Source organism: Eubacterium xylanophilum ATCC 35991 (genome assembly GCF_000518685.1).
In the GTDB taxonomy this organism is placed as follows: Bacteria; Bacillota; Clostridia; order Lachnospirales; family Lachnospiraceae; genus Eubacterium_F; species Eubacterium_F xylanophilum.
Map to the genome: position 1 here is coordinate 10,850 of NZ_JAEB01000027.1, position 13,131 is coordinate 23,980.

General features: G+C 40.9%; 3 protein-coding genes. All 3 read left to right on the top strand.

Annotated features, from left to right (window positions below; translation table 11 throughout):
* Positions 1 to 151 precede the first annotated feature (151 nt).
* The 3 genes from L877_RS12420 to L877_RS0106190 all read left to right on the top strand — a co-directional run bounded on the left by L877_RS12420 (position 152) and on the right by L877_RS0106190 (position 13,118).
* The gene (locus L877_RS12420; protein ID WP_034785245.1) at positions 152 to 10,084 is read left to right on the top strand and encodes an InlB B-repeat-containing protein; all 9,933 of its coding nucleotides are present in this window, start codon (positions 152 to 154) and stop codon (positions 10,082 to 10,084) included.
* A 153-nt stretch (positions 10,085 to 10,237) separates the two neighbouring features.
* A complete protein-coding gene (locus tag L877_RS0106185) occupies positions 10,238 to 11,833 on the top strand; it encodes a hypothetical protein (protein WP_026835336.1) in 1,596 nt (531 codons plus the stop codon).
* A 10-nt stretch (positions 11,834 to 11,843) separates the two neighbouring features.
* Positions 11,844 to 13,118: a sensor histidine kinase gene (locus tag L877_RS0106190; protein WP_026835337.1), complete on the top strand. Its 1,275-nt coding sequence runs from the start codon at positions 11,844 to 11,846 to the stop codon at positions 13,116 to 13,118.
* Positions 13,119 to 13,131: the final 13 nt, after the last annotated feature.

The following is a 13,131-nucleotide window of genomic DNA, read 5'->3' on the forward strand; positions in this document are numbered from 1 at the left end:
TCGTTCCGTGCTTTTATTATGTGAGAAATTGTAAAAAATCACCCGGTAAGAAGGGTTACGCTAGTTTTGCGTAGCAGTTCTTGCTGGGTGTTTTTTAGTTGGCACTACATTTGTAGATAGGCAACAAATATATGACTAAGGAGGATCAAATATGGAAAAACGCAAAAAGACAAGAAAACGACTGACACCAAAAGTTGCGATGAAGAGAGTACTGTGTACAGTATTATCTCTTGCAATGGTCTTGAGCGGAATGATTTACATTCCAGAAGACAAAGGTGAAGTCAAAGCAGCAGTGAGCTATAAGAGTGATGAGGTTGCTTTGCCGACATCACCGGGTTCGTACCTTATTGGCGGTAGAGCATATGTTGTAAAAGAAAATACAACGATCACTGCTACTACAGCAGGCACAAGTGCACTTTACACCGAGGTAAATGGTGGAAAGTCATCAGTAATTATTTACATCCCTAAGGGTGTAACGCTTACTGTAAAAGGTGCAGATGGTAATGGAAGAACAGGAGGAGGAGCAGGTATCTATGTTCCTTCAGACAATCCAAATACCACCGATGTCAACGAAAGAGTTACATTGATTGTAACCGGACAAGGTAAACTCGTTGCTACCGGTGGTAAAGGCGGAAGTGCAGGCAATGGTTCCAATGGTGACAATGCATCTAGTAAATACCATGCAGGTAACGGCGGAAAAGGCGGCAATGGCGCCGGTGGAGCCGGAGCAGGAATCGGTACATCCGGTGGAACTGGAGGAGCTGAGACAACCGGAGGTACCGGATACGATGGTTCCGGTGGCGGCGACGATAATGATGAAGGTTCTGGTACTTCTGGACAAAATGGTAATAATGGTTCTAATGCAAGCAGACCAGGAAATGTTTACATCATAGGAAGTGTTGATGTAGAGGCAACCGGTGGAGCTGCAGGTCAGGGACCAACAGTTACATCATTTAGCAATGGATCAGATGCTTCGCAAGAAGGAAGTTGGACGGCTGGTAGGGATCACCAGTATGCATGTGGCGGAAAAGCTGGACAAAGTGGCGCAGCTACGAATGCAGCTGCTGGTATTGGATCAGGTGCTCCCGGAGGACGAAGTGGATACAGCGGTGGCGGCGGAGGTACTGGAGATAGTAGTCCTGTTACCGGAAGTTTTAATACAGCAAGAAATAATGCATATAACAATTGTGGCGCTTCAGGATCTTCAGGTTCAAACGGAGCTGGTAGTGCAGCTTGTGAATATGTCACTGGAAAAGATGCAACCGTTTCCAAGAACCAAGGCTCAGTTCAAGAGATGTCAACCACATCATGGGGCACTAAGGCAACGGGAAGAACTATTGCTCTTGACTCAGCTGAGTACAGAGGTCTATACTCTGAGACAATCATAAGCTTCTATGATGATCTTGACGGAGCAACACCTGACAAGAAGGTATATGCTATGTATGGTGCTATTCTTCCTGAGTTCAGTAGAACTATTACTATTCCTCAGAGACCGGGCTATACATTTATGGGATACTACACAGAGAAGTATACAGACCCAACTAAGGCGGACCCTAACAAGATGGTATTCGATCAGGAAGGTAAGCTTCTCGAAGACAAGTATCTACAATATGGATCATGGATTACGCCTACTAACATTGAAGTATATGCTTTGTGGTCTAAGGACTATTATTACATAGCTTACAATGATCGTGAGTGGTCAAATGACGCTAGAGATCAGTATGGTTCATATAATGGAACATATGTGAGACTTGGAAAACTTAGAACAGTTCAGTATGGTAACTTCATGGCAGCTACAGCAGACGAAGCTGGAATCAATGAAGAAGAGCATCCGAACTTTAAGTTTGTAGGTTGGAGCAAGGATCCTAAAGCTACAGAACCTGATTATAAGCCAGGTCAGCAGTACAAGGGAACACTTGCAACAGGAAATGACAATGATAAGATTGTTAACCTTTATGCAATTTATAAGAAGGTTGATGGTTATACAATAAGCTATAGTGGAAATGGAAATGATATTGCACCTGCATATCACATTCCTTCTACAGATATAGTAAAGAAAAATGATCAAGGAAAATATCTCTACAGCATTCCTGAAGAGTATGTACCTGACAGAAAGGGATATACCTTCAAAGGATGGGCAGAGGAAGCTATTGAGACAGATGTAGAAAAGATCTATCTCAACGGCACAAATGATATTGAGATTACAAAGGATACAGTATTCTACGCTCAGTGGGAGAAAAATCCTGTTGTAACTTATGATTTGAATGGTGGATCATTCAAAAAGGACGTTAATGAAGAAGTTAAGGAGACCCTTAACAAGAAGGATTATGAAGCTGGAAAGATAGTTAACACTACTTCTCTTGGTGCTGCTCAAATCGCTAAGAAGGGATATACCTTCAAGGGATGGAGAGCTTCTACTACAGTAGGCGGAGAGACACGCTACCTGAGAATTGATGGTACACTGTGTGAATGGGTTGCATCTGAAGCACACGCCACTGTATTCACTGACTCAGTTTCATTCCCTATGCCAGCAAAAGATGTTATTGTATCAGCAGTTTGGACTCAGGATAAATTCGACGTAAATCTCAATTTTAAGATTGATGAGTCAGAAGGTGCTCATCAGGTTACTACAATTGAGAATGGATTTGTATATAAATTCAAGGCTTTGTACAGATATAGTACAGAGGACAAAGGTACGACAACAGAGTATGGATATGAGACAGGAACAGGTGCAGAGAGAATACTTCTTGGTGCAACTGTTGCGGACAAGAAAAATCTGGATTACAAGAGCGCTGCACTTGATGCCGATGGAATACCATATGGTGGAGATATCAAGCTTGTTGTAACGCTTAATACAACATTTGATTCAGATACTATGGTTGTCAAAGTTGGAGATACAGTATATAAGCCTAGTGAGACAGATGTAGATGAGGATGGATGTCCAACATATACATACATAATCAGCAATATTACATCTAACATAAATGCAACTGTAACAAATTCAAAACAGTATGTATATGATATCAACTATGTTGATCCGTCTGAGATGGTTAAATCTAATCTTGTAACAGCAACTGGCTTTGATAAGTACTATGCAGGGGTTGAGAAGACATTACCTACTGGAACTGACATGACTGTTCCTCAGAATTACAGTTTTGTTGGATGGTATGAAGATGAAGCCACAGCTAATTCAGTAACTAATGGCAATAAAGGATCATATGTTGGAGCAACACCAGTTACCAAGATTGAAGCTAAGACCAAGGGTAATACAGCTAAAACATATTATGCTGCTTGGCAGGGTAAGACATACACGGTTAACTACTATTATAGCAATTACGATAGTAAGGACGGAACGCGCAAGACAAGTGATGTTGTCCAAACAACAGAGCGTTATGGTACTCAGTTTACTGTTGGAAGAAATCTTGATGGACAACCTGTTCCATATGTCGTAGGACCAAATGGAGCAGCATTTATTGGTTGGGCTAAGTCTCCAAATGCAACAAAACCTGATTATACACCGGGAGAGAGTGTTAAGGATTTACCTGTATCCGGTACTTCAGTGAACTTGTATGCAGTTTGGGATATTTCAAAAGTAAAAGTTACATTCGATGCCAACGGAGGTAAATTCAATGGCGGCGATGTATATAAGACTTATGAAGTAAGCTACAAGCTCTCAAATGGTGGTGCTTATACTGCAACAAATATTGCATCATATTCATCATCAATGCAGAGAGGTGATAGCGGAGACAGTGGATATACTTTCAAGGGATGGGCAACCACTCCAGATGCCACTGAACCAAATGTAACCGGAATATCAACGGGAACAATATATGAGAATACAACATTCTATGCCGTATGGGGCAAAGGTGAAGTAATTGTAACATATTACAGTGACTTAGCAGGTACCGAGAATGAAAATGTGAAGCAGTACAAGTATCCAGCTGGTTCTACTATTAAACTTGGTATTCACGAGGGACAGCAGGTAGTCAAGGCTCCAGAGAACAAGACTTTGGTTGGTTGGTCAATCGTAAAGAACACACCAAATATGAAGTATGTTCAAGGTGAGAGCTTTATCGTAGGAGATAAGGCAAGTTTCCTTCTCTATCCAATTTTTGAGAATACAAGTACTTACAAGTTGGTTTATGACGTAAACGGAGGAACTTGGCGAGGAAGTACAATTGTAACTATTGGTACAAAGATAATAGGTCAAAATGAGACTGTAGTACGATATGTACTTGATGACACAATCATACCTGAGAGAGTTGGTTATGACTTTGTAGGATGGGTGGATTCAGAAGATAGCAATGTTGTTTATAAACCGGGAGTTACATATGAAGCAGTGGATCCGGATTACTTAGTTTCATTGGTAGCTAAGTGGAAACCACATGTATATTCACTTGGATTCTATCCTGGAAATGCAGTAAAAGTTGATGCTAAGTATAAGAACGCTAAGGATTTGGAGAATGTCGTTCCAGTCAGAATGACAACACTTGCCGATGGCGCCAAGGCGGTTGAAAATGATAGCACAGCTTATACACAAGACTTTGCATATGATGCTGTTAATCAGAGCATTTTACCATATCAGTTTGTATACAACGGATTCAAGTTTGTTGGTTGGACAGAGAATCCTAACGATGTGAATCCGGTAATAGCATTTACTGATAAGCAGGTAATCTCAAATCTCACTTCGGAAAAGGGATTATATAAGAATCTCTATGGAGTATGGAGAGTTGATACACCTATCACAGTATCATATAATGCTAATGGTGGTAAAGGCAAAGTTCCAGAGCAAGATTTGTATGTAAATACAATTTCTCCAACAACGGAGACAATTGATATTGAGCTTGAGACACCTGACACAACATCACCAGAGGGACTTCGCAGAGAAGGTTACAAGTTTATAGGATGGACAACATTCCCACTAACTCTCCCACAGGACTTTGGAGATGGTATTGTCGATTTTGTTAAGGAATACTTTGTTGTTGATAAAGATAGTATTTCTACTTCTACCACATACTACGCAGTATGGAGAGAATATAAGACATACCGTGTGGAATATGATTTCAACGGCGGTAAGGGACAAGTTCCTGTAGACAATAATCTCTATTGTGCAGATGGTAAGTCCTACGATGGAAATAAGGTTACAGTGAAGTTTGATCCAAAACCTACCAGAGATGGATATGAATTCCAGGGTTGGACTGATTCGGTAGAGACGGGCTCAGTTGAATCAGGAGCTGCAGAAGCTGCAGTTTACACTGAACCAGAGGGAACTAATCCGGCACCTACATTTACTATCAAGAAAAATACAACACTCAGCGCTATTTGGGAGCCTGAGACATATTCTATTGAATATTATGACTATGTCAAAGATGGTAACGAATGGGTTGAGAAAGCATTGACAACTGGAGAAGGAGATAAGGTGAAGAATCTTGTAACTCCAGCTGTATATGATAAGGCAGTTAAGCTCGATGACGGATCTTCAAGTAATCCTAATAAGGGATACAAGTTCGTTGGATGGGCTAATAAGCCGGGTGGAACAGTAGTTTATGATGGAGGTTCACAAGTTAAGAACCTTACAACAGACAAGAATGGAGTTGTAAAACTCTATGCAGTCTATGGACCAAAGACATACAGAATCGTACTTGATGACGATGTTGAGACATATACAACATATCTAGTTGACTACAAGAGAAATCACTTCAAGCAGACAACAGTTGTAGGAACTAGCGAAGAAAGAGAGTACGAGAGAGTTTACATGAATGATGTTGAAGTTGAAACATATGATACAACAAATAAATATCCTACATATGAGATTCAATTTGGACAATCACTTAAGGATATTAATCTTCCATCAGTATATGGATTTGACTTTGGCGGATATGTTCTCGAAGGTAATTCTAAAGTTAAGGGTTACAATTCTTCAGGAAACGTAGTTCGTGTACTCGATGAGGATCTTATCGGAGATGACAAAGCTAAGCAGGACAAGAACGGCGTTGCAGAGGTTGTTCTGAAAGCTGTTTGGGAGCCACATGACTTTGAGGTTGAGTTTGTTCAGGACGGTAAGAAGATTGATGCAGTGGCAACTAAGTATGGTCAGCCATTCACAATGCCTCATACAGTAAGAAATCTCGCTTACACCAATGACTACACAGTTGTTGGATGGACAACAGATGTCAATAAGCAGTACTTGTCAACAACAGAGGAGATTGAAGAGACAATCAATGCTGATAATGGATTTATCTTGAATAAGAAATATCCGGCTGATAAGGTTGCTAGACTCTACAACAATGACAAGGCTAATGTAACATTGTATCCAGTATACAAGACAACAGTTGAGTACAAAGTTCGTTTCGTGGCTGATGGAGCAACAAACGTACCTGAAACTCAGATAGTTCCTTGGATGGATAATTTCGTAGTCGACTTTGAGACAGTCATCATGAAGACACCAAAGAAGACAGGTTATACATTCCTTGGATGGTCTACTAAGGAAGACTTTGAGGATGGAGACAGTTCAACAGTAACTTATCCATACCCAGTAAATCCTGATAAGGATTATGTAATTAAGAATATTGGCGACAATATTACACTCTATGCGGAGTTTAAGGCTAACAACTACACAATTACATATAGAGATGGCGACAAGGATGTTGTAGCAGAGAAGGATGTAGCAACAATCACATATCCATTCCTTGCAGGAGGAGAGAGCGGTGATGCTTATACATTCAAGAGCGCAGATGAGGTATCATTTGCAGCTCCAACAGGATACAAACTTCTTGGATGGTCACTTGAGAAGGGCGCTAACGCAAATGCGGTAGACTTCTATCCGGGCCAGACTCTCGATAGAGCTCTTGCTACAGCAGAGGGAACAAATATTACACTCTATGCTGTATGGGTAGCTACAGATTATGTGATTAACTTTGATAAGAACAATAGCGACGCAAAAGGCGCTATGAATACTCAGACAATGACATATGACAAAGCTGCAGCTCTCGACAAGAATCAGTATGTAGCAGATGGATATGAATTCCTTGGATGGTCCAAAGACGCCAAGGCAAGCAAGCCTGAGTACACAGATGGACTTAGTGTAGGAGCAGTTGATTCAGAAGATGGTATCAGCGCTTACGCAAAATCCGAAGAAGTTGCAGGAAATGTTAAACTCTATGCTATCTGGAAACCTGTGATCGAGTCTAAGGACGATGAGATTACATATGATGGCAAAGCATATGATGCGACATCACTATTCGTTATTCCTAAGAATGCAGGAGTAGAGTCCTACTCAATTGAGGAGGCTGATGGAGCAACACTTGGTGATGATAACAAGATTACATTCACTAAGGCAGGCAAATATACAGTTGATGTTAAGACTGCAGAGGCAGCTGGAGTGGCAGCAGCTGAAGCAAAGGCAACAGTAACTGTTAAGAAGGCTAAGGCATCAGGAACATTGGCAGTATACGTTGGAGATACAGCAAAGAAAAATGTTCCGTATGAGGATGCTTCAAAGGTAGTATACAAAGTAACACTCGATACACCGGTTGCAGAGACAGGTTCACCTGAGATTGAATATACTTACAAGGTTGCAACAGAGAGTGATACTACTTATAAGACAGGTGTTCCAACCAAGTCAGGGGATTACAAAGTTAAGGCAGTAGTTGCAGACACAGACCTCTATGAAGGATTTGTGGCAACAACAGACTACACTGTTGATAACAATCTGTTTGACAAGGTTAAGACTACATTTGATGAGACAACTCAGGCTGAGATTGTTGGAACTAGCATGGTAGATAATGGAGCTACTAAGACAGTGGCTGGACTCAATCTTCCAAGCAAGGTGACAATTCTCTTGAAAGATGGCGCTGAGACTAAGGCAGATGTAACATGGGATGTAAAAGGAATCAAGGATTCACAGTACAAGAGAAGCATTCAGGATAAGGATCAGACATTCCTTACAAACGGTGTTGTTACTCTTCCGGATGATGTATCATCAGATTTGAGTAAAGATGAACTTGCTGAAGCATTGAAGGTTAAGATTAAGGTAATCGTTCTCTCCGATATCAATGGATGGAAGGATTCACCGGATGCAAACCTTGTTAAGGACGCGCTTGAAAATGATGTACTTGCAAATGAGGATGTTGCAGCACTCAATGCTAAGAAAGACGATTATGATTATGCTGAGAAGAGAGAGATTGATTCTCTTGAACTCGAGGCAGCAAAAGCTATAGCAACTCTTGATCCTGAGGATCCGGAGTATGAGACTCAGAAGGCAGACATTATTGCAGATCTTCTAAGTGATTTGGATAAGGTACCTACATCTGCTGAGAAATATCAGCAACTTGTAGAAGAGGCCAAGGAAGCACTTAATAAGCGACTCAAAGATGTTTATGATACTCTCGCAACATCTGGAAGCTATACTAAGCAGGCAGAAGAACTTGCAGCAGCATATGTTGATGGTAAGAAGGTAATCGATGCACTTGACAATGTTGATGATGCAGAGAAGGTACTTTCAGAAGCTAAGGCAATTCTCGCTGCAGTTAACACTGATGCTGAAGTGGCAGACATAGAAAAGGCAGAGGCAGAATCACAAGCGGCAGAAGAGAGTGTAGTTGAAGCAGCAGCAGATATTGAAGAAGCTCTCAAGGATGCAGAAGAAACTATTGCTGCAAATGACAAGGATGAGTATGTAGATCCTACAGATAATGATGCAATCAAGGAAGCAGTTAAGGCGGTTGAAGCAGCTAAGGAAGAGTTGAGTAAACTTCCTAAGAATGCAAGCAACGCAGACAAACTTGCAGCAGCTGCTGTAGTAGATGATGCACTCTATGATCTTTGGGAGGCTATCTACGATGCAAGGTGGAATGCGAATAATAAGAAAGCAGAAGCTGAAGAGAAAGCTAAGAAGCTGGAAGAAGCTAAGGCTGATGCAATTAAGCGTCTGGGTGACTTTGTAGACAATAAGAATGTTGATCGAATCTATCGTGCAGATCAGAAAGATGAGATTGCTAAACTTCAGAAGGATGCTGAGGATGCAATCAATGCAGCTAAAACAAGCGATGAGATTGCGACAGCACTTAAGAATGTTAAGGATGCTGTAAATGCTGTTAAGACAAATGCAGAACTTACCAAGGAGGAAAAGGATGCAGCTGATACAGAAGCAGCAAACAAGGTAGCAGATGCAATTAGCAAGCTTCCTGCAGGCGACAAGATTGGAACTGCTGACAAGTCAGCAATTGAATCAGCGAGAAAAGCATATGGTGAATTGACAGAGGCTCAAAAGGCCAAAGTATCAGCTGAAACATTGAATACATTGACAACAGCAGAGACATCTCTTGCAGCAGCAGAGAAGGTGGCGGCTGAGAAGGCAGCAGCAGAGAAAGCGGCGGCTGAGAAGGCAGCAGCTGAGAAGGCAGCAGCCGACAAGGCAGCAGCAGAGAAGGCGGCAGCAGAGAAAGCGGCAGCTGACAAAGCAGCAGCTGAGAAAGCGGCAGCAGCTAAGAAAGCAGCTCAGGCTTTGGCAAACAAGATTGCAATTAATTCTAAGCTCAAGGTAAGCCAGTCTGGCAAGAAGATAAAAGTAGTTTGGGGAGCTGTAAAGGGCGCAACATCTTACAAGGTTTATGTACAGTATTGCGGCAAGAAGTTCGGAAAGGCAGTTAAGACTGTTAAGAGCGCTAAGGGCGTATCAATCACTAAGTTGAGAGGTAAGAAGATTAGCCTCAAGAAGAACTTCAAGGTTTATGTAGCAGCTTACAAGGGTAAGACAAGACTTGCAAAGACTATTACAGCTCACGTAGTTGGAAGAAAGAATACTAAGTATTCAAATGTTAAGAGCATCACTCTTAAAACTCCAACTGCAACACTGAATGTAGGTGGAACTACAAAGATTAGTGCTAAGACAGTTCTTGTTAGCAAGAAGAAGAAGAATCTTAGCAACGCACACGCTAAGAAGTTCCGTTACTCATCAGACAACAAAGCAGTTGCAACAGTTGATGGAAGCGGAAACATCAAAGCGGTAGCAAAAGGAACATGTAAAGTTTATGTATATGCAAGAAATGGATATGCAAAAACTGTTACAGTAACCGTACAGTAGTTAGAATCTTTGCTTACGAGGATTCCACTTAGTCGAATTGTACGAGCATAAATTGCTGGCAAAGTCCCGGTACCTTATAGGTGCCGGGGCTTTGCTGTGCTTTGTTTACAAAATGCTTAAAATGATGTAAAATTATCATTGGAGGCTAAGTATATGAATAAGAATAAAACCATCGTCAATATTATCAATGCTGTGCCCTTTATTATTATAGCTATTATGATAATAGTATTTTCATCTAAGGCAAGCTGGCATGGCTATCCAATGTTGGTTCTTTTTTCTATTGCAATAGTAATTTGGATTCAGTCAGTCAGACAGCGAATTATACATGCAGATATCAGGAGAAAGATAACCATCATAGGATGGTTTATTTTGATATACTTTTTATTGCACTTTTCCAAGTACGAGATAGCTATATGGCAGGGTGCGGACATGATAAAGAAGTATCTTTGGTATATGTATTATATACCTATGATTGCGCTTCCTTTGCTCTGTTTTAGAGTAGTGACAACTAATGGAGAAACATCGCCACACAGCCTCAAAAGCAGAGATTTCAGAGCCCTTTGGATAATGGCAGTGGCCCTTATGTTATTTGTTCTAACTAACGATTTACACGAGTGTATATTTGATGTAAATCCGAGAGATATATCAGACTATTCTTATCGCTGGGGATATTATATTCTGGTGGTTTGGATGGTTTCCATGATGTTTTTCTCCTTTTTGGTAGTCCTAATTAATTGTAATCTACCTCAAATCAGAAAGCGTGCATATATCCCTATGATGCCGTTGGTGTTGGGAATTCTATATGTGACCCTTCACAATACTAGACTTCCGATTTTTTGGGGCAAATCGATTAAAGAATTCATTCCCCTCAGTCAGGGGTATTGTTTGATGATAATGCTATTTATAGAATCCTGTATTCAAGTCGGATATATTCTCAGTAACGATGATTATGAAGAAATATTCGTAAAATCCTCTATTCCCGCATGTTTTTACAACAACGCAGGTGGAACGGAATACAGTACGGATTACGCCAGTCTCAGGGACAAAAAAGAGGGAACGATAATTCACCGAGAAAAGATTGTGGGCGGAGAATTTGAGTGGATCGAGGATATCTCATTTCTCGAGGCATACAGACATGAATTAATAGAGATGAGAGAGCAGCTTGAGAACAGAGAACTCTTGGTTGAAAATGCCATTGAGACTAAGAAAAAGCAGGCAGCACTTGAGGTTAAGAATAAGATTTATGACCAGATTCCCGTCATTCTCGCACCTGAAATAGAGAAGATTGAATCTCTTCTCGGGGAGATAGGAGATGATGAGGAGCGAAACAAAGAAGTGTTTTACAAGATTTGCATATACAATGCATACGTAAAGCGACGAAGCAATTATATGATAATAGAAGATACGAACAAAGAATCCAGCGTGGAGGAACTGTTCCTTGCCGTAAATGAAATAATGGAAAATATGAGGATTAAGGGAGTTTTGTGCAAGTGTTTTTGTGATAAATATTTCGTCACACAAACTCACACACAAGTAGAGGCACTAGAGAACTTTTGTAAGGGAATTGAAGCGACAATAGATGAATTGAAAGCGGTTATGGTAAGTATTTTTAAACAAGAGGATAATATAATCTTCAGAGCAGTGATGGAGGGTGGTAAGGCAACTCCGGACAAGGCAGAATTTGCTTTGGGAACAAGAGTATACAGAGAGGACGATATGCTTTATATCGAGTATATCGCGAAGGGATAAAGGAGAGAGTATGGAACCTTTGTACAATATGCCCAGGGAAATAGCAGTTGCTAATTCTATTATATTTATTGCATTTCTGGGCGTCTATACCATGGTTATATACCGGTTATCAGCATATAAATATGACAAGATAAGCCTATATATCGGGATGGTGCTTGCTATAAAATGCTTTGTATTTATGTTGGCTAGCATCGTAACCGGACGGGAGATGGCAGGCTATTATTCGGGAAGAGAGTATACAAAATTTGAGCTTTTCCTTCTGTCTTTTCCTGTGTGGCTTTATATATTTGGTGTGGTGGAAATGTCTGTCGGACTATTTGTCTTGAATAAAAGGATTTTTAGGAATAAAAAGTCTCGAATTGATGCCATGAACTTAAAGGAGAGCCTTGACACCCTTCCCATGGGTATCTGCTATTATACGGATACGGGGTTAATAAGGCTGATGAACCACTTCATGATGGATGTCTCAGAGAAACTCATGGGGAGAATTGTGGATAATGGGTTTGACCTGAAGAGACGTGCATTTGAAGGGGTGTCGGATGATGAGACTGCTATTGTGGAAATCGGAGATGGAAGAGTCATGGCATTCAACTTTGATTATATAAATGTGAGAAATGCCATGATGAGTGAGTTGATTGCGGCGGATGTCACGGAGTTATATAATATTAACAAGCAGTTGGAAGAGTATAATGAAGAACAGGAAAAGAACATAAAGCTGCGAGAGGAAATCAACAAATCTATCAAAATGATAACGATCCAGCAGGAGGAGCTCAAGGCCAAGATAAATATTCACGACAGCTTGGGATATGCGGGCTTGGCCACGAGGAAAGCCCTAGAAGATGGCTTTTCTGCGGAAGGTGTCAGGGATTTGGGCAAAATGTGGAGAGACAACATGTCAATGCTCAAAAGGTTTAGAACAAGAGGGGATGACACTAATTCTTTTGACAGGTTGTTAGAGGCGGCAAAAAATGTTGGAGTTGAGATAAAAATTGATAATATAACTTCACAAATAGTACTAAAAAATGATATAATAGTAATAGCAGTTCATGAGTGCTTGACTAATGCAATCAGGCATGCGAAGGCCACTCAGATGAACATTGTGAGCAGGGATGATAACGGGAGAATAATGATTAAAATTACTAATAATGGAAAGGTGCCGGAAGCTGATATATGCGAGACAGGAGGGCTGGGAATGTTGCGCACTAAAGTGGAGAATGCCGGGGGCAAGATGTGGATTGAATCCACGCCGCGGTTTGAACTCAGTATCAGTTTCCCGAAGGTATAAAAGAGGATCAGTT

Excerpts from the sequence above, each read along its gene's own strand:
- L877_RS12420 (WP_034785245.1), top strand. The coding sequence starts at position 152 with ATGGAAAAACGCAAAAAGACAAGAAAACGACTGACACCAAAAGTTGCG.
- L877_RS0106185 (WP_026835336.1), top strand. The coding sequence starts at position 10,238 with ATGAATAAGAATAAAACCATCGTCAATATTATCAATGCTGTGCCCTTT.
- L877_RS0106190 (WP_026835337.1), top strand. The coding sequence starts at position 11,844 with ATGGAACCTTTGTACAATATGCCCAGGGAAATAGCAGTTGCTAATTCT.